Here is an 18,066-nt window from a genome sequence, read left to right on the forward strand (position 1 = left end):
GCCGTTTCGTACCAAACCGGCTGCGCGCGATCACGCGGCCTGTTCGGCGCGAAGAACCGAGAGCGCTTCGAGCGCCATCATCCGTTCTTCATTGGCGGGGATCACCAGCGTCTGGAAATCGCCGAGCGGCGCGAGTTGGGCGATGATCCGCTCGCGCACCGATCGGGCGTGCTCGCCGATGCCGCCGGTGAACACCATGGCGTCGATCCCGCCAAGCACCACCGCCAGCGATGCCGCCGCCTGCGCGCAGCGTCGCGCGAAATAGTCGAGCGCGAAGCGCGCCGCGTCCGAGCCGTCATCCAGAAGGGTCGCCACATCGTTCGAGACACCCGAAAGACCGAGCAGGCCCGAACGGTCATAAAGCATCGTTTCGACCTCCTGAGCCGACATGCCATGCACGCGCATGAGGTGCATCACGGCGCCGGGGTCGATCGCGCCCGAGCGGGTGCCCATGGGCACGCCGTCAAGGGTGCTCATGCTCATGGTGGTGTCGCGGCTCTGGCCCTGTTCCATCGCGCACAGGCTGGAGCCGTTGCCAAGATGCGCGGCGATCACGCGGCCCGCGTGAAGCGCGGGGTGATCGCGGCGCAGCTTTTCGGCGACCCATGCATAGGAGAGGCCGTGAAACCCGTAGCGGCGCACGCCCGCCTCATGAAACTCCGCCGGGATCGCGAAACGGGTCGTCATCGGCCCGTGACCGGCATGAAAGGCGGTGTCGAAACAGGCGATATCGGGCACATCCGCCTCGACCCGCCCCGAGGCGGCGATTGCGGCAAGGTTGTGGGGCTGATGCAGCGGCGCGAGCGGATTGAGCGCTTCGAGATCGGCAATAACCTGCGGCGTGACCCGCACCGGCCCGGTATAGCGCGTGCCGCCATGGACCACCCGGTGCGCGATGGCGACGCTTTGCCATTCGCTGGCATGGGCCTTCAGGAACGCTATCACGGATTCCAGCGCGGCGTGGTGATCGGCGCCGCGCGCCAGCGTGGTCTGCGTGGTCGGGCCGTCGGTGATATAGGCGTTGAACTCCGCCGCGCCGCCGATGCGCGTGGCCTTTCCGCCGGCCAGTTCGCTGAGCCCGTCGCGCGCGAAAACCCGGAACTTCAGGCTGGAGGACCCGGCATTGAGTGTGAGGATCGTTTCGGTCATTTGACTTGCCCCTTGTCGCGCGCATCGGCCAGCAGCACCGCGAGCGCGCAGGACAGAAGCCGTGCGCGCACGCTGTCGGCGCGGCTGGTCAGGATCACCGGCACACGCGCGCCCAGGACGATCCCCGCGCCTTCGGCATGGCCCATGAAAATCAGTTGCTTGGCCAGGATGTTGCCGGCCTCGATGTCGGGCACGAGCAGGATATCGGCGCGACCCGCGACCACCGAGTCAATGCCCTTCTCGCGCGCCGCGTCCACGCTGATCGCGTTGTCGAAGGCCAAAGGCCCGTCAAGCAGCGCGCCGGTGATCTGCCCGCGATCGGCCATCTTGCACAGCGCGGCGGCGTCGATCGTGGCAGGCATCCGGGGATGCACCGTCTCGACCGCCGCAAGGATGGCGAGATGCGGTTTCTGCGGCCCGAACAGCGCATGCCAGAGACCGATGGCGTTTTGCGCGATATCGGCCTTTTCCAGAAGGTCCGGCTGCACGTTGACGGCGGCATCGGTGATGATGAAGGGCCGGGGGTAGTCATTGGTCAGCATCACGAAGGCGTGGCTGATGCGGCGCTCGGTCCTGAGTCCGGCGGCGGGCGAAATGATCGCGCCGAGCAGTTCATCGGAGTGAAGCGAGCCCTTCATGATGGCGCGCACCTGCCCGGTCGCGGCCAGCTCGGCCGCCTTGTCGGCGGCGGCATGGCTGTGTTCGGTGTCGATGACCGGGTAGGCGTCGGGTGACTGGCCGGTTTCGGTGAGGGCGGCGGCGATCCGGGCGGCGGGACCGATCAGAACGGGCGCGATCAGCCCGGCGGCGGCGGCATCGTTGACAGCTTCGAAAACGGTGGCCTGCACCGGATGAACCACGGCCGTGGGCAAGGCGGGCAGGGGATCGCATCGCGCCATCAGCTCGTCGTAATTCTGGTCCATCTGGTTCATGCGCGCGGCTCCTTGGGCTGCGTGGTCGCGGGTCGCCGCATGGCGGGACCGGGCCGACGTTTCGCAAGGCAGGATGACATGCGCGTGACACGCGCCGCAAGGGAGCAGATTTCGGCAAGCGCCCGAAGCGCCTAAAGAATCTCGCCCAGCTTGCGGCGCTGGATTTTGCCCGATGGACCTTTGGGCAGTTCATCGAGGAAATGCACACGATCCGGGCATTTGAAAGCGCCGAGCTTGCGCGCGCAGAGGGCGATCAGCTCGTCTTCGTTCAAGGCCGAGCCGGGGCGGATCGCCACGGCGGCCTCGACCCGTTCGCCATAGCGCGTGCAGGGGCGGGCGAAGGCGGCGGCCTCGATGATGTCGGGGTGGGAATAAAGCGCCTCGTCCACTTCGCGGGGGGCGATGTTCTCGCCGCCCTTGATGATCAGCTCCTTGAGGCGCCCTGTCACGAAGAAATAGCCATCCGCGTCCTGTCGGCCCAGATCGCCGGTGCGCAGCCAGCCATCGGGGCTGAAGGTCTCACGCGTGGCGTCGGGGTTGCGAAGGTATTCGCGCATCACGTTGGGGCCGCGCACCGCGATTTCGCCCTCTTGCCCGTGGGGCATGGGGGCGAGGTTTCCATCAAGGATCGCCGCCTCGTTGCCGAAGGGAATGCCGGGCGAGCCAATCTTGCGCGTGCCCGGCGGCAGCGGATTCGAGAGGATCTGCGCAGCGGTTTCGGTGAGGCCCATGGTTTCGATGATCGGCACGCCGAAGCGGGTTTCGAAGGCCGTCTGGACATCCGGCGCCAGCGGCGAGGAGGCCGAGCGGCCGAAGCGCAGCCGCGCCTTCACCTCGTCCGTGGGGTCGCTGTCACCGTGAAGAAGGTGCGAGATGATCGTGGGCACGACCGAGAACCACGTCGCCTCGCTGCTGGCGGCCTGATCCCAGAAGCGGCTGGCCGAAAAGCGCGGGCAGAGCGCGAGCGAACCGCCCGAGACCAGAGAGCCGATGACCGAGACGCAAAGCCCGTTGATATGGTAGACCGGCAGCACGCAAAGCCCGCGGTCATCCGGTGAAAGTTCATGCGCGACCGAGGTGGTCCATCCCCCCGCCAGCAGGCTGGAATGGCTGTGGACCACGCCCTTGGGCCGCCCGGTGGTGCCGGAGGTATACATCAATAGCGCGTGATCCTCGGGCGAGAGCGGCGCAAGGTCGCCCATGGGGCCGTTGATGGCGTCGGGGTCAAGCCGTTTCACCGGATTGTCGCGCGTGGCCTCGTCGAAGATATCGCGCACGCTGTCGTCGACGAATGCGAAGCGCGCCTCGCTGTGGCCAAGCGCATAGGCGATGGCATCAAGCCCGGCGGCGAGGTTGATCATTGTCACGCGGAAGCCGCCGTAAAGCGTGCCGTAAAGCGCCTCGATGGCGGCGCGCCCGTTGGGCATCACGATGGCGACGCTTTCGCCCTTTTGCGCGCCTTGCCCGGCCAGAGACCCGGCGATGCGGCGGGCGTTGTCGCGCAGGGCGGGCCAATCGAGCGTCTCGCCGGTTTCGGGAAAGACGAAGGCGGTGCCGCCGTCATCTGCGCGGGATTCGATCCAGTCGCGCAGGGTGCCTTGGGGCGGTGCGTCGCGTTCCAGTTTCATTGCCCGGCCACATCCCAGTATGCGGAGAAGATCGCCTCGAGTTCGGGTTCATCGGCGGGGATTTCGCGCACGACCTTGGTGGTCTGGACGAAGTGGCGCCAGTGCAGGTTCTCGTCGATCGAGTTGCCGCCCCAGCTGCCGCAGCCCATCGACAGGGAAAAGGGCAGCCCGTTGGTGAAGGCGCCGCCGGTGGCGAAGCAATGGGCCTGATTGACGATCACGCGGCAGGTCGGAATGATCTCGCCCAGATGCATGGCGCGGCTGTCATCGCCGGTATGCAGCCCGATGGAATGCCCGGCCCCTTGATGTTCGAGGATGCGGCGCGCGGTGTTGGTGGCAGCCGAGAAATCGGCGGCGCGATAGAGCGCGACCACGCGGCTGAGTTTTTCGCCCGAAAGCGGGTAGTCGGGGCCGATGCCTTGGGTTTCGACAGCGACGAAGCGGGTGGAGTCGGGCACCTGCCCGGTCAGGCCGAGCGCCTCGACGGTGACATCGGCGTCCTGCGCGAGGATCGAGCGGTTGAGCGTGCCATCGGGCCAGAGGCGCTGGACGATCCGGTCGGACTCGGCGGCATGCACCAGCGCGCCGCCTTGGCGCGCAAGGGCCGCGACGAAGGCGTCATAGACCGCATCGACCACCACGAGGGCGTTTTCCGAGGAACAGGACGTGGCGTTGTCGAAGGTCTTGGAGGCGGCGATCTTTTCGGCGGCGGCGTCGAGATCGGCGGTTTCGTCGACGATCACGGTGACGTTGCCTGCACCCACCCCGATGGCGGGCGTGCCGCAGGTATAGGCGCGGCGCACATTGTCCTGACTGCCGGTGACGACCACCAGATCGGAGGTTTCGAGCATCCGCTGGGTCTTGGCCTTTGAACCGGGGGCGGGGACCATCTGAACGAGGTCATGATCGAGGCCGATCTTGTCGAATTCGGCGTGGATGAAACGCAGCAGCATATCGCAGGCCGGCACGCCCTTGGGCGAGGGCGAGAGCACGATGGCATTGCCGCATTTCAGCGCGTTGATGATATTGTTGGCGGGCGTCGCCGCCGGGTTGGTCGAAGGCACCACGGCGCCGATCACCCCGATGGGGCGGGCGATCTCGGTGATGCCTGTGGCCCGGTCGTCGCGGATCACGCCGTGGGTTTTCGCCCCGGCGATGTCGCGCATCAGGCCCAATGTCTTGCGGTGGTTCTTGGTGATCTTGTCGGGCACGTTGCCAAGCCCGGTGGTTTCGACCGAAAGCTCGGCCAGGGCGCGGTTGCGCGAGGGTTCCATGATCGCCCATGCGGCGGCTTGTGCTGCGCGGTCGTAGCGCTCTTGCGTGGCGCCGTCCTCGAAAGCCTGCTGCGCAACGAGGGCGCGGGCCATGATGCTGTCGATGGCGGTAAGATCGTCGGGGGCGTTCATCTGAAAGTCCTTCGCGGTGGGTGGACAGGGCGGGCATCCGCCCTGTCCGGGGTTGAGTTAAGCGGGTGCGGTTCAGAGACCGGCCAGCAGTTTTTCGAGTGTTTCCTGGCGCTGGTTCCACATCTCGAGCACCTCGTCGCGGGTCATCACCTTCATGGGCGAGCCGCCGGCCTTCATCTGCTTCTTGACGCGGTCGTTCCGGAACATCGCGGGCACGGTTTCGGCCAGTTTGTCGATGACCTCCTGCGGGGTGCCCTTGGGGACCATGACGCCGCGATAGTTCACGCTGGCATTGTCGATGTCATAGCCCTGTTCCTGCATTGTCGGCACGTCGGGCAGGAACTCGCTGCGCTCGGTGTCGAACACGCCGAGGATCTTCACGTTGCCCGCATCGGCGGCGCGGAAAGCATCGGAGAGGTTGTTGACCCCGCCCATCACCTCGCCGGCGATGACGGCTTTCATGGCGCCGGCACCCCCCTGGTTGTTGGGGATATAGGCCAGCTTGACGCCTGCGGCGTTTTCAAGCTGAAGCGCGGCGATATGGTGGCCCACGAACAGCCCGGCACCCGAGAAGGTCATCTTGCCGGGGTTTTCCTTGGCCCAGTTCACCACGTCCTCCATCGTGTCGAACTCGCTGTCGGCGCCGACGACGAACACCGCCGGGTCAGCGCCCCAGTTGGCGATCGGTTCAAAGCTGTCGGCGCCGTATTCCACGCCGCCCTCGATCGACTGGGCGATGAAGTGGGGCACGTTGTAGGCCCCCAGCGTGTAGCCGTCGGAATCGGCCTGTGTCGCCAGCCAGTTCCAGCCGACGCGCCCGCCCGCACCGGGCTTGTTGACGATGGCGATGGGCTGTCCCAGGGCATCCTCGTTGCCCGAGGTCATGGTGACGATCCGGGCCTGAAAATCCGTTGCGCCGCCCGCGCCATAACTGACCATCAGCATCAGCGGACGGTCGGGATAATCCTGCGCCGCGCTGGGTCCTGCGATCATGAGGGCTGTCGCCAGCCCGGCTAGAATTGATTTCATCATTGGGTTCTCCTCCCTTGGTTTCTACGGTTGACCGGTTGGTTCCGGTTTATTGGAACAACACCTCTCTGGGTGTGAATACGTTGAGGATTCCGGCGAAAAGGCCATACATGACGCCAAGGAATCCCAGTGTGATCAGGACACGCATGATCCAGCTGCGCGCCGCATTGTGCGGGGCGGGATCGTAGATCGAGAGCAGCGCGAAAAAGGCGATGGTGCTGGCCGTGTAGAAGCCAAGCCCGCGCGCGGCCCAGAATACGTAGATCATCATCACGATCAGACCCGGCGCGATGTTGATCACCATGCGCCGTCCGATTCCGTCGCCGACCCGCGACTTGCCAAGCGCGGCCTTGCCGAAGGTCCAGAGCGCCAGCACCACGAACACCGTCGAGATGAGGCGCGGGAACAGGAAGGCCTGTGCCGGTTCGCGCGTGTAGCTGACCCAGCAGATCCAGATGCCGACAGCGGCGATGAATCCCGACGGAAAGATATGTTGCCATTGTCTCATGCCGCAGCCTCGTTCTTTTCCTGTTTGTCGATCCGGCGCTGGCGCAGCTCCATCCAGACCGAATAGGCGATGGAGGCCAGCACGATGGCGATCAGCGTGAGGTTCAGGATGCCGGTGAAGAAATAGGACGTGCGACCGACCGAGGCATCGGCGATCATCGCGCCCTGGATGAAGTTGGCCTCGGCGATGGGGCCAAGGATGAGGCCCAGCACCAGCGGCGCGGCGGCAAAGCCGAAGCGTTCGAGAAAATACATGCCCACGCCAAGCGCCGCCATCACATAGACATCGCCCATTGAGTTCTGCACCGAATAGGAGCCGAACACGGCAAGCCCCAGCACCAGCGCCGCCATCACCGATTGCGGCACCTGTGCCACCCGTGCGGCGAAGCCCGCGACGTAGAGGCCGAAGATACACATCAGGATCTGGCCGATCAGCATCGAGTTGATGAAGGTCCAGGCCACGTCCGGGTGATTGTCAAAGAGGTCCGAGCCCGGAAAGATCCCGTGGATCAGCAGCCCGCCCAGAAGTACCGCGGCGGTGGGGCTGCCGGGCACGGAGAGCGTGAGCAGCGGCACCAGCGAGGGGCCGACCATGGCGTTGTTGGCGCTCTCGGCGGCGATCACGCCTTCGGAATGACCGGTGCCGAACTTCTTGCGCTCGGGGCTGAACTTGCGCGCCTGATCATAGGCGACGAGCCCCGCGATCTGGCCACCCACGCCGGGGATGAGCCCGATGGTTGAACCGATGGCGGTGCCGATGGAGAGCGAGCGCCAGCGGCGCAGGGTTTCGCGGATGGCCGCGCCGATGGGATGCTTGCGCACGGCGATCACCTCGGCGCCCGATGGCACGCGGCCACGGGCGAACATGGTCAGCACCTGCGGAATGGCAAAGAGACCGATCAGTGCCGGGATGATGTTGATCCCGCCCGACAGCTCGGGGTGGAAGATGAAACGCTGCGCGCCCATGATGTCGTCAAAGCCGATGGTCGCGAGCCACATGCCGATACAGCCCGACAACAGCCCCTTCACGACCGAATTGCTGTCGAGCGTGCCGATCACCGTGACCCCGAGGATCGCGAGCCAGAACAGGTGCGACGGTCCGAAGGCCAGTGCCCATTGCGCCAGCAGCGGTGTGAGGAAGATCAGCAACAGCACGCCGAACACCCCCCCGATGGCGGAAGATATGAACGAGAGTTGCAGCGCCTCGGCGCCGCGCCCCTGCGTGGCCATGGTGTGACCGTCGAGCGTGGTGGCGATATTGGCGGGCGCGCCTGGAATCTTGAGCAGGATCGCACTGACAGCGCCGCCTGCCACGGTCGATGTGTAGGCAGCGCCCAGCAGGATCAGCCCTTGGGCCGGGGGCAGCTGAAAGGTGAACGGAATCAGCAGCGCCACCGCCATCGTAGGCGACAGACCGGGCGTCGCCCCCAGAATCAGCCCGCCGATGGTGCCGATCAGCAAAAGCATGAACGACATCGGCTGAAAGACCTCGCCGAAATAGCCTATGAATTCCAAGAAGCGCCCCTCCCTATGGCTCTTCCCGTCATTATGCATGACGATTGACAGTTCAGGCTAAGGCATGAAAATAGTATTGCAAATGTTTTCATTAACCCCCTGGAAAGATTGCTTCAAGTGTCTGGAAATAAAAAGAAAAGCTCGGATATTGTGGCTGTTGCAAAGGCAGCGAAAGTCTCGCCTTCGACAGTGTCGCGCGCCTTCAATCATCCCGATCTGGTGAACCCGGCGACCCGCAAGAGAATCAACCGCGCCGTCGAGAAGCTGGGCTATATCCGCAATCGCGCGGCGCAGGCGATCCATGGCCGACGCAATGCCACGATCGGGTTGATCGTGCCGACGATCAATCACGCGATCTTTGCCGAGGTGATCCAGTCCTTTTCGGATGCGATCGACCGGGCGGGTTTTACCCTGCTCATCGCGTCGCACGGCTATGAGCTTGAGCGCGAATACGACACGATCCGCAAGCTGATGGAACATCGTGTGGATGGGATCGCCCTTGTCGGGCTGGAGCATTCGGAGGCCAGTTTCCGCCTGCTCGCGCGTCAGGAGACGCCCTGCATCGCGATCTGGAACTATTCGGCAGACGCGCCCATGTCCTGTGTCGGCCCCGACAATCGCGAGGCGGGGCGCATGGCGGCGCGGCATCTGCTGGAACTGGGGCATCGCGATATCGGGCTGGTCTTTCCGCGGGTCGAGGGTAATGACCGTGCGCGTCAGCGGCTTGAGGGCGCGATGGAGGAGATCCAGGCGCGCGGCGTGCCGGTGCGCGACGAATGGCGCATGGAATCGCCTTACAGCACGACCCTGGCGAAACAGGCGGTGCATGACCTGCTGGAGAGCGGGGCGCGCCCGACGGCGCTTCTGTGTGGCAATGACGTGATCGCGCATGGGGCGATTTACGGGGTGCAGAGCATCGGTCTGGATGTTCCCGGCGACATGTCGGTCATGGGGATCGGTGATTTCAACGGTTCGCATGACATGGAGCCGGGGCTGAGCACGGTGCGCATCCCCGCCGAGGATATCGGCAAGATCGCGGGCGAGCGCCTGACGGCGCTGATCGCGGCGGAGGCGCAGGAAATTTTCCGATATTGCTGCGAGCTGGAATGCATCGCGCGGGGCACGACGCGCAACTTGCGTCAGGCGTGATCAGGTCACGGCGCGTTCGGCCCCTTCGGCGATGGCGCGGCGCAGTTTGCTTTCCAGCGCCCGGCGCTTGGGTTCGGAGTGGAACTTGAGACCGAACATGTCCTTTACATAGAAGGTATCGACCACCTGTTCGCCGTAGGTCGCGATCACCGCCGAGTTGATATAGACATTGCTGTCCGCCAGCGTCCGGGTCAGATCGTAAAGCAGGCCGGGACGGTCGCGGGTATCGACCTCGATGATGGTGTAGATTTCCGACCCTTCGTTGTCGAAGGTGATGTGGGTGGGCACCTTGAAGGCGCGCTCGCGCTTCTTGATCTTGTCGCGCGAGCGGATCGCCTGTGCCGCGACCACCTCGCCCTTGAGGGTCTTGCGGATCATGTCGCGCAGGCGCGGCAGGCGCTCGGCTTCGTAGGGGTGACCATCGGCGTCCTGGATCCAGAAGGCGGCGGTGGCGAACCCGTCCTTGGACGTGTAGGTGCGCGCGTCCACCACATTGGCCCCGACCAGCGCCAGCGCCCCGGCCAGCCGCGAGAAGATACCCGGATGATCAGCCAGCGCGAAACAGGCGCGGGTGGCGTCGCGGTCCTCGTCGATCGAGAGGTCGATGGCGATATCGTCCTCGGAGAGGTCACGCAGCAGCCGCGCAAAGACCACATGCGCCGTGACATGCAGACCCTGCCAATAGGGCGGGTAATGGCGGGCGGTCTCGTTCTTGAGATCGCGCGCGGGCCAGTCCTTGAGCGCCTCGCGCAGATTGCGCTTGGCGTCCGAGCCGCGCTGTTCGCGGTTGAGATCCTCGAGCCCGCCTTCCATGGCGCGCCGGGTCTGGCGATAGAGCGCGCGCAGAAGCGAGGCTTTCCAGTTGTTCCAGGTGTTTGGACCGACACCGCGGATATCGCAGACGGTCAGCACGCAGAGCAGGTCGAGCCGCCCCTTGGTCTGCACCGCCTTGGCGAAGTCGCGCACTGTGCGCGGGTCGGCGATATCGCGTTTCTGCGCCATGTCGGACATCAGCAGGTGATAGCGCACCAGCCATTCGACGGTATCCACCTCCTTGGGACGCAGACCGAGGCGGGGCGCGACCTTGCGCGCGATCCGGGCGCCGACGATGGAATGGTCCTCGTCGCGCCCCTTGCCGATGTCATGCAGCAGCAGTGCCACGTAAAGCACGCGCCGGTTCACGCCTTCCTCAAGGATCGAGGAAGAGAGCGGCAGGTTTTCAACGAGCTCGCCGCGCTCGATCTGCGCCAGGTTCGAAATGCATTGGATGGTGTGCTCGTCCACCGTGTAGCTGTGATACATGTTGAACTGCATCAGCGCGACGATGGGTTCGAATTCGGGGATGATTGCCGAAAGCACCCCCAGTTCGTTCATCCGCCTGAGCGCGCGTTCGGGGTTGCCGTGTTTCAGGAGCAGGTCGAGGAACAGCTTGCGCGCCTTGGGGTCGTTGCGAAAATCGTCGTCGATCAGCTCGAGATGGGCGGTGACAAGGCGCATGGCGTCCGGATGGATCAGAAGCCCGGTGCGCAAGCCTTCCTCGAAGAGGCGCAGAATATTGAGCGGGTCCGAGAGAAAGGCGTCCTCGTCCACGATGGCAAGACGGCCGTGGACCTCTTCGTAGCCGTCCTTGAGCTTGCGTTTGCGCCGGAAGATCCGTTGCAGGAGTGGTTCGGATTTCACATGCGCCGCTTCCAGCTTGGTGAGGAAAATCCGCGTCAGATCGCCCACGGCGGTGGCGTGGCGGAAATATTCCTGCATGAAGACCTCGACCGCGCGCCGGCCGGCGGTATCGCTGTATCCCATGCGCTCGGCCACCTCGACCTGAAGGTCGAAGGTCAGCTGATCGGTGGGCCGGTTGGTGAGCAGGTGGACATGGCAGCGCACCGCCCATAGGAAATTCTCGGCGGTGGCGAAGGTGTCGAACTCGTCCTCGGTGAACATGCCGACATCCACCAGATCCGCGGCGCTGTCGACGCGGTGCAGGTATTTGGCGATCCAGAACAGTGATTGCAGGTCGCGCAGCCCGCCCTTGCCCTCTTTGACATTGGGTTCGACCATGTAGCGCTGGCCGCCCTGTTTTTCATGGCGGGTGTCGCGCTCTTCCAGCTTGGCCTCGATGAATTCGCGCTCCGAGCCCTCGAACAGTTCGTGCCAGAGCCGCTTTTTGAAGTGGTCGGCAAGATGGCGGTCCCCGGCCAGGAAACGGTGCTCGAGGAGCGATGTGCGGATGGTGAAATCCTCGCCCCCGAGGCGCAGGCAGTCGCGGATGGTGCGGCTGGCATGACCGACCTTAATCTTGAGATCCCACAGCATGTAGAGCATCGATTCGATGACGCTCTCGGCCCAGGGGGTGATCTTGTAGGGGGTCAGGAACAGCAGGTCGACATCCGATTGCGGGGCCATTTCACCGCGCCCGTAGCCGCCGACCGCGAACATCGCGATGCTTTCGGAACTGGTGGGCGTGGCCACCGGGTGCAGATGGCGTTGGGCCACGTCAAGCGCATTGAGGAGGATGCAATCGGTCAGCCAGCTATAGGCGCGCACGGTGGCGCGGGCGGCGAAGGGATGTTCGGCGAAGCCCGCGGCGATGGTCTCGCGCCCCTGTGCCAGAGCTTCGGACAGCACCGAGACCGCGGCGCGGCGCAGCGCCATGGTATCGCCATCGGCCGCCGCCATCGCCTCGGCGAGGCGCGCCTCGACAGCGGCGTTGTCGAAGATGTCCTCGGCCGGGCGGATCAGGTCGTCCGGGCTTGAGATCGCGTCTTTCATTCGATCCTTTCGCGCGGCCCTAGAAGCCCGCGCCGCCAAAGCCCCTTGGCGCCGGGTCGATCACCTCGACCTGCTGGTCGCGGATCGTCGCCACCGCGAGGCCCCGCTCGTTGGTGCCATCGGGGCGGAAGCGAAAGACGCCATTGACCCCCTGGAACCCGGCGCTCTGGGTCAGCGACCCGCGGCTGAGCGCGTTGCGGTCGCCGGACTTGGCAAGGGCGCCGACAGCGGCGATACCGTCGTAGGACAGCCCCGCCAGTTCATGCGGCGCGTTGCCGTATGCGGCCTGGAAGCGGCTTTTGAACTGGGCGCTGCGTTGCGGGTCGGGCAGGGCGAACCATCCGCCCTGAACGCCGGGCAGTTCCATCGTCTGGGGCGGCGTGTCCCAGCGGCTGAGACCCATGTACTGGATGGAGTCGGTGCTCAGCCCGGCCTCGGGCAGCATCTGCGAAAAGAGCGGCAGTGCGCCCGCTGTGTTGGCGGTGAGGAAGAGAGCGTCGGCATCGTTCTGACGGGCCGTCTCGCGAATCTGGGGCACTGCCGAGACGACGCCATCCTGGGAGAACGTGTAGCTCACGCTGCCGGCCAACGTGGCGCCGTGGCGTGTGGCGGCCTGTTCGATGGCCTGGCGGCCCAGTCGCCCGGCGAGGTTGTCGGAATAGACCGTCAGAATACGGCTCTTGCCGCTGCGCGCGGCATAGCTGACCAGCCGGTTGGCGGTGTTCTCGAAGGTCTGGCCCAGCACGAAGAGGTTGCCGCCCGCGATGGTCGCATTGTTCGAGAAAGTCAGCACGTTGATGTCGCGATCAGCGACGGCGACGGCCACGGCATTGGCCGATTCGGCGTGCAGCGGGCCGATGATGATCCTGGCGCCATCCTGAACCGCATTGAGCGCGGCGGTCCGGGCCTGCTCGGCCTGACCGGCGGTGCCGTAGACGCGCAGGTCGATCTGCACGCCGCTCATGTCCGAGGCGGCCATGCGCGCGGCATTCTCGAGATCACGGGCGAGGCGCTGTTCCTGCGGCACACCGGAGCCATGCGGCAACAGAAGGGCAACGGCGATCGGTTTGGAGGGACTGATCGGTTGACCGCCGCCGCCCGTGGTGGCGACCGGCTGGCACGCGCTGAGCCAGAGTGCGGCCATAAGGATGGCGATGCGGCCCGGCGCCTTGCGGGCGGAAGACAAAACGGCGAACATGGATTATGTCACTCCCTGGTTTTGCGGCGGGGCCTGCCCCGTTGCGATGTTCAGCTCCGATAATAAACGTCATGAGAGGCGGGTCCAGTGGTGAATCCGAAACAGCAGAGCCTGGCGCCGGGGCTATACCTGGTGGCGACGCCGATCGGCACGGCGCGCGACATCACGCTGCGCACGCTCGATATCCTGGGCGCGGCGGACGTGATCGCCGCCGAGGATACCCGCAGCCTGCGCAAGCTGATGGATATCCACGGGATTTCGCCGGGCGACAGGCCCGTCCTAGCTTATCACGATCACAATGGCGAAAAGATGCGCCCGCGCCTGCTGGCGGCGCTGGCAGAGGGGAAATCGGTGGTCTACGCCTCCGAGGCCGGCACGCCGATGGTGGCCGATCCCGGCTATGACCTGGCGCGCGCGGCGGTGGCTGGGGGCCATGCGCTGATCTCGGCGCCTGGCCCGTCGGCGGTGATCGCGGCGCTGACTGTGGCGGGGTTGCCGACGGATCATTTCTTCTTCGCGGGCTTCCTGCCCAACGCCTCGGGGCGGCGGAAAACCGCGCTCAAGGCGCTGGAGGCCGTGCCGGGGACGTTGATTTTCTACGAATCGCCCAAGCGGGTGGCGGCGATGCTGCGCGATGCGGCGCAGGTTCTCGGGGGCGGGCGACAGGCGGCGGTCTGCCGGGAGCTGACCAAGAAATTCGAAGAGGTCATGCGCGGCACGCTGGAAGAACTGGCTGATGCCTGCGCCGCGCGCAGCCTGAAAGGCGAGATCGTGGTGCTGGTGGATCGCGGCCGTTTACCGAATATTCGCGAATCGGATTTAGAAATGCGGTTGGTTGAGGCATTGAAGGTGCATTCGGTGCGCGATGCCGCGGATGCGGTCTCGGCGGAACTGGGGCTGAAGCGGCGGCAGGTCTATCAGCGCGCTTTGCAGCTTTCGCAGGAATCGACAGGAGATCATGATCATGACGATTGACGGGAATCTACAGCAGGCGGATGCCGGATCGTCGTGCCGCGCGCAGCGCGCCGATCGCGGGCTGCGGGCCTGGCAGGCCGGGATGGCGGCGGAACGCCGCGTGGCGACAAGCTATGACCGTCGCGGCGCGGATCTCATGGAAACCCGCTGGCGCGGAGAAGGCGGCGAGATCGACCTGATCCTGCGCGAGGGCGCGGTGATCGTGTTCTGCGAAGTCAAGGCGGCGCGCAGTTTCGATGCGGCGATCGCGCGACTGCGCCCGGCGCAGGTGCGGCGGATTCATGCGGCGGCGGCGGAATATCTGGGCCACGTGCCTGCGGGCCAGTTGGCCGAGGTGCGATTCGACCTTGCGGTGGTGGACCAGTCCGGCGCCGCGCAGATCATCGAGAATGCTTTCGGTCATTTCTGATTTGCGATTGACGGCGGCTTGGCCCATTTAGGGCGGGAAGCAAACACGCCGGGGGAGCCCCATGAAGATCGCCTTTCAGATGGACCCGATCGCGCCGGTCGATATCGACGCCGACAGCACCTTTCGCATCGCCGAAGAGGCGCAGGCGCGCGGCCACGAGCTATTCTATTACACGCCCGATGCGCTGGCCTATGTCGAAGGGCGGGTGACGGCGCGGGGTTACCCGCTGGAGGTGCGGCGGGTGAAAGGCGACCATTTCACCCTTGGCGACGCGCGCGTGGCGGATCTGGGCGAATTCGACGTGGTCTGGCTGCGCCAGGATCCGCCCTTCGACATGCATTATATCACCACGACGCATCTGTTGCAGCGCGTCATGCCCGGCACGCTGGTGGTGAACGATCCGTTCTGGGTGCGCAATTTCCCCGAAAAGCTGCTGGTGCTGGATTTCCCCCAGTTGATGCCGCCGACCGCCATCGCGCGCGACCTGGCGACGATCCGCGCCTTCAAGGATCGTCATGGGGATGTGATCCTGAAGCCGCTTTACGGCAATGGCGGCGCCGGGGTCTTTCACCTGTCGGAATCGGACCGCAATCTCAGCTCGCTTCACGAACTTTTCACCGGCTTCAGCCGCGAGCCGCTGATCGTGCAGAAATACCTTCCCGAGATCAAGAATGGCGACAAGCGCGTGATCCTTGTCGATGGCGAAGCCGTGGGCGCGATCAACCGCATTCCGGCACAGGGTGAAACCCGCTCCAACATGCATGTCGGCGGGCGTCCCGAAAAGGTCGCGCTCAATGACCGCGACCGCGAAATCTGCGCCGCGATCGGGCCGCTTTTGCGTGACAAGGGGCAGGTTTTCGTCGGCATCGACGTGATCGGCGACTACCTGACCGAGATCAACGTGACCTCGCCCACCGGCATCCAGGAACTGGAACGATTCGACGGGATCAATGTGGCCGCGATGATCTGGGAGGCGATCGAGGCGAAACGCGTGTGAGCCTGCGCAGACATATCCTGAATCACAGCCTGCGGCTGGTGGAGAAGCCGCTTCTGGCGCGGGCCGGTGATCCGGTGGCGCTGCGCGCGATGTTCGAACGAAAGGCGCGGTTCTGGTTTCGCCCGCCGCGCGGCAGTCATTTTTCAAGCGAGGTGATCGACGGGGTGCCTGTCTGCTGGGCGCTGGGCAAGGATGTGCCTGCGCGCAAGGCCGCTGCTGTGATCCTGTATCTGCACGGGGGCGGCTACGTGTTCGGTTCGTCGCGCACCCATCGCGCGATGCTGGCGCGCCTGTCAGGGCTGAGCGGGGTTGCCGCCTGCCTGCCGGATTACCGCCTTGCCCCCGAGCATGCCTTTCCGGCAGCGCTGGAGGATGCGCTTGCAGTCTATATCGAGCTGAGTGCCGAGCGCGAGGTGATCATCGGCGGTGACAGTGCAGGGGGTGGCCTCGCGCTGGCGCTGCTGGGCGAGATTCTGCGGCACGGGCTGCGCCCCCCGCGCGGTGTGTTCTGCTTTTCGCCGCTGACCGACATGACCTTTTCGGGCGACAGCATGGCGTCGAACGCGGATGCGGACGTGCTGTTGCCGGTGGCCCGCGCGGGCGAACTGGCGGAAATGTATTTGCAGGGCAGCAGCGCGCGCGATCCGCGCGCGTCGCCGCTTCTCGCCTCGCTTCGCGGCGCGCCGCCGGTCTGGATCACCGCGGGCGATACAGAGATCCTGCTGGATGACACGCGCCGGATGGCGGCGCGGTTGCGTGCGGACAGGGTGCGGGTCACGGAGGTAATCGCGCACGACCTGCCCCATGTCTGGCCGATCTTCGGGCCGCTGCTGCCCGAGGCGTGCCGCACGCTCGAAGATGTGGCGAAGTGGATCAGCTCTCTTTCGCGGCCGCAAGGCGATAGCTGACGGCTTCGGCGATATGGGGGCGGCGGACGCTGTCGGAATGGTCGAGATCGGCGATGGTGCGCGCCACGCGCAACACCCGGTGATAGCCGCGCGCCGACAGGCCGAAACGTTCCGCCACGCGGTTGATCAGGTCGCGCCCCTCGGTGTCCGGCGTGGCCACCTGTTCCAGCATCTCGCCCTCGGCATCGGCATTGAGCCATGTGCGCCCCGCATCGGCAAAGCGGCGGGCCTGAAGCGCGCGCGCCTCGGCAACGCAACCGGCAACGGTCGAGGAGCTGTCGCCCGAGGCGGGCAGATCGAGATCGGTGAAGGCCACGGGCGGGACCTCGACGCGCAGATCGAAACGGTCCATCAGCGGCCCGGAAATGCGGCCCATGTAATCCTCGCCGCATTGAGGCGCACGGCTGCAGGCGCGCGCCGGGTCCGGCAGGTAGCCGCATTTGCAGGGATTGGCGGCGGCGACCAGCATGAAGCGGCAGGGGTATTTCACATGCGCATTGGCGCGTGCGACCATGACCTCTCCGGTCTCGATCGGCTGGCGCAGGGTTTCCAGCACGGTGCGGGCGAATTCGGGGAACTCGTCCATGAACAGAACGCCATTATGGGCGAGGCTGATTTCCCCCGGCCCGGCACGACGCCCGCCGCCGACGATGGCGGCCATCGAGGCGGTGTGATGCGGTTCCCGAAAAGGTCGCGTGCGATTGATCCCGCCTTCATCCAGAAGCCCCGCCAGCGAATGGATCATCGAGGTTTCCAGCGCCTCGGGTGCGGTCAGGGGCGGCAGGATGCCCGGCAGGCGGGCGGCCAACATGGATTTGCCGGACCCCGGTGTGCCCACCATCATCAGGTGATGGCGTCCGGCGGCGGCGATTTCCAGCGCCCGCTTGGCGCGCTCCTGGCCCTTCACATCCAGAAGATCGCGCCCGCTGGCATCGGTTGTGACCTCGCCGGGTTCGGCGGGGGCAAGCGGCGACTGGCCGGTGTAGTGGCGCACCACGTCGGCAAGGCTGGCGGCGCCGATCACTTCGGCGGCGCCGACCCATGCCGCCTCGGCACCCGAGGCCCTTGGGCAAAGCAGGGTGCGTTCGTCCTCGGCGGCGGCCATCGCGGCGGGCAGGGCGCCGATCACCGGGATCAGCGTGCCATCGAGCGAGAGTTCCCCCAGCGAACAGGTGCCCTCGGCCGCGTCGGCGGGAATGATTTCAAGCGCGGACAGAAGCGCCAGCGCGATGGGCAGGTCGAAACGGCTGCCTTCCTTGGGAAGGTCGGCGGGGCTGAGATTGATGGTGATCCGTTTGGAGGGCAGGGCGATGGCCATGGAACTGAGCGCGGAGCGCACCCGGTCGCGCGCCTCGGAAACGGCCTTGTCGGGCAGGCCGACAAGCGAAAAGGCGGGCAGGCCGGGGCTGATCGCGCATTGCACTTCGACCTGCCTTGCGCGGATTCCCTCGAAGGCCACCGTGTAGGCGCGCGCGACCATCGGCATGTTCCCTGT

15 protein-coding genes are annotated in these 18,066 nt (G+C 65.5%); 5 read left to right on the forward strand and 10 right to left on the reverse strand.

Going from position 1 to position 18,066, the window contains the following annotated elements; all coding sequences use genetic code 11:
• Window positions 1-30: 30 nt before the first annotated feature.
• The 7 genes from N5A93_RS15395 to N5A93_RS15425 all read right to left on the reverse strand — a co-directional run bounded on the left by N5A93_RS15395 (window position 31) and on the right by N5A93_RS15425 (window position 8,166).
• The gene (locus N5A93_RS15395; RefSeq protein ID WP_268955987.1) at window positions 31-1,149 is read right to left on the reverse strand and encodes an acetate/propionate family kinase; all 1,119 of its coding nucleotides are present in this window, start codon (window positions 1,147-1,149) and stop codon (window positions 31-33) included.
• The gene (locus tag N5A93_RS15400; RefSeq protein WP_328406941.1) at window positions 1,146-2,255 is read right to left on the reverse strand and encodes a bifunctional enoyl-CoA hydratase/phosphate acetyltransferase; all 1,110 of its coding nucleotides are present in this window, start codon (window positions 2,253-2,255) and stop codon (window positions 1,146-1,148) included. Before N5A93_RS15400 ends, N5A93_RS15395 begins: the two co-directional genes overlap by 4 nt.
• Entirely contained in the window at window positions 2,213-3,709 is a 1,497-nt protein-coding gene (locus N5A93_RS15405) for an AMP-binding protein (RefSeq protein WP_268955988.1), read from the reverse strand. The genes N5A93_RS15400 and N5A93_RS15405 overlap by 43 nt, the downstream gene beginning before the upstream one ends.
• On the reverse strand, window positions 3,706-5,115 hold the full coding sequence (gene sauS / locus N5A93_RS15410; RefSeq protein ID WP_268955989.1) for an acylating sulfoacetaldehyde dehydrogenase: 1,410 nt from the start codon (window positions 5,113-5,115) through the stop codon (window positions 3,706-3,708). The genes N5A93_RS15405 and sauS overlap by 4 nt, the downstream gene beginning before the upstream one ends.
• 72 nt (window positions 5,116-5,187) lie before the next feature.
• Window positions 5,188-6,144: a Bug family tripartite tricarboxylate transporter substrate binding protein gene (locus N5A93_RS15415; RefSeq protein WP_268955990.1), complete on the reverse strand. Its 957-nt coding sequence runs from the start codon at window positions 6,142-6,144 to the stop codon at window positions 5,188-5,190.
• A 49-nt stretch (window positions 6,145-6,193) separates the two neighbouring features.
• Window positions 6,194-6,652: a tripartite tricarboxylate transporter TctB family protein gene (locus tag N5A93_RS15420; RefSeq protein ID WP_268955991.1), complete on the reverse strand. Its 459-nt coding sequence runs from the start codon at window positions 6,650-6,652 to the stop codon at window positions 6,194-6,196.
• Window positions 6,649-8,166: a tripartite tricarboxylate transporter permease gene (locus N5A93_RS15425; RefSeq protein WP_268955992.1), complete on the reverse strand. Its 1,518-nt coding sequence runs from the start codon at window positions 8,164-8,166 to the stop codon at window positions 6,649-6,651. The genes N5A93_RS15420 and N5A93_RS15425 overlap by 4 nt, the downstream gene beginning before the upstream one ends.
• A 117-nt stretch (window positions 8,167-8,283) precedes the next feature.
• On the opposite strand from N5A93_RS15425, the gene N5A93_RS15430 reads away from it, so the two are divergent.
• Complete coding sequence (locus N5A93_RS15430; RefSeq protein ID WP_268955993.1) at window positions 8,284-9,315, forward strand: LacI family DNA-binding transcriptional regulator; 1,032 nt, start codon at window positions 8,284-8,286, stop codon at window positions 9,313-9,315.
• On the opposite strand, the gene N5A93_RS15435 is transcribed toward N5A93_RS15430, so the two are convergent.
• Window positions 9,316-12,084, reverse strand: coding sequence for a [protein-PII] uridylyltransferase (locus tag N5A93_RS15435; RefSeq protein ID WP_268955994.1), 2,769 nt, complete (start codon window positions 12,082-12,084; stop codon window positions 9,316-9,318). It abuts the gene before it with no gap.
• A 19-nt stretch (window positions 12,085-12,103) separates the two neighbouring features.
• Window positions 12,104-13,282, reverse strand: coding sequence for a penicillin-binding protein activator (locus N5A93_RS15440; RefSeq protein WP_268955995.1), 1,179 nt, complete (start codon window positions 13,280-13,282; stop codon window positions 12,104-12,106).
• A 90-nt stretch (window positions 13,283-13,372) separates the two neighbouring features.
• Between N5A93_RS15440 and rsmI the strand changes: the two genes are divergently transcribed.
• The 4 genes from rsmI to N5A93_RS15460 all read left to right on the forward strand — a co-directional run bounded on the left by rsmI (window position 13,373) and on the right by N5A93_RS15460 (window position 16,571).
• Window positions 13,373-14,257, forward strand: a complete 885-nt coding sequence (rsmI, locus tag N5A93_RS15445) for a 16S rRNA (cytidine(1402)-2'-O)-methyltransferase (RefSeq protein ID WP_440590578.1) — start codon at window positions 13,373-13,375, stop codon at window positions 14,255-14,257.
• A complete protein-coding gene (locus N5A93_RS15450; RefSeq protein WP_268955997.1) occupies window positions 14,247-14,666 on the forward strand; it encodes a YraN family protein in 420 nt (139 codons plus the stop codon). The genes rsmI and N5A93_RS15450 overlap by 11 nt, the downstream gene beginning before the upstream one ends.
• Before the next feature lie 61 nt (window positions 14,667-14,727).
• The gene (gshB, locus tag N5A93_RS15455; RefSeq protein WP_268955998.1) at window positions 14,728-15,663 is read left to right on the forward strand and encodes a glutathione synthase; all 936 of its coding nucleotides are present in this window, start codon (window positions 14,728-14,730) and stop codon (window positions 15,661-15,663) included.
• On the forward strand, window positions 15,660-16,571 hold the full coding sequence (locus tag N5A93_RS15460; RefSeq protein ID WP_268955999.1) for an alpha/beta hydrolase: 912 nt from the start codon (window positions 15,660-15,662) through the stop codon (window positions 16,569-16,571). Before gshB ends, N5A93_RS15460 begins: the two co-directional genes overlap by 4 nt.
• Here N5A93_RS15460 and N5A93_RS15465 read toward each other — a convergent pair.
• A complete protein-coding gene (locus N5A93_RS15465) occupies window positions 16,537-18,051 on the reverse strand; it encodes a YifB family Mg chelatase-like AAA ATPase (protein WP_268956000.1) in 1,515 nt (504 codons plus the stop codon). The genes N5A93_RS15460 and N5A93_RS15465 overlap by 35 nt on opposite strands.
• Between the last annotated feature and the right edge of the window lie 15 nt (window positions 18,052-18,066).

The sequence above is a fragment of the Roseovarius salincola genome, assembly GCF_026891095.1.
Lineage (GTDB): Bacteria > Pseudomonadota > Alphaproteobacteria > Rhodobacterales > Rhodobacteraceae > Roseovarius > Roseovarius salincola.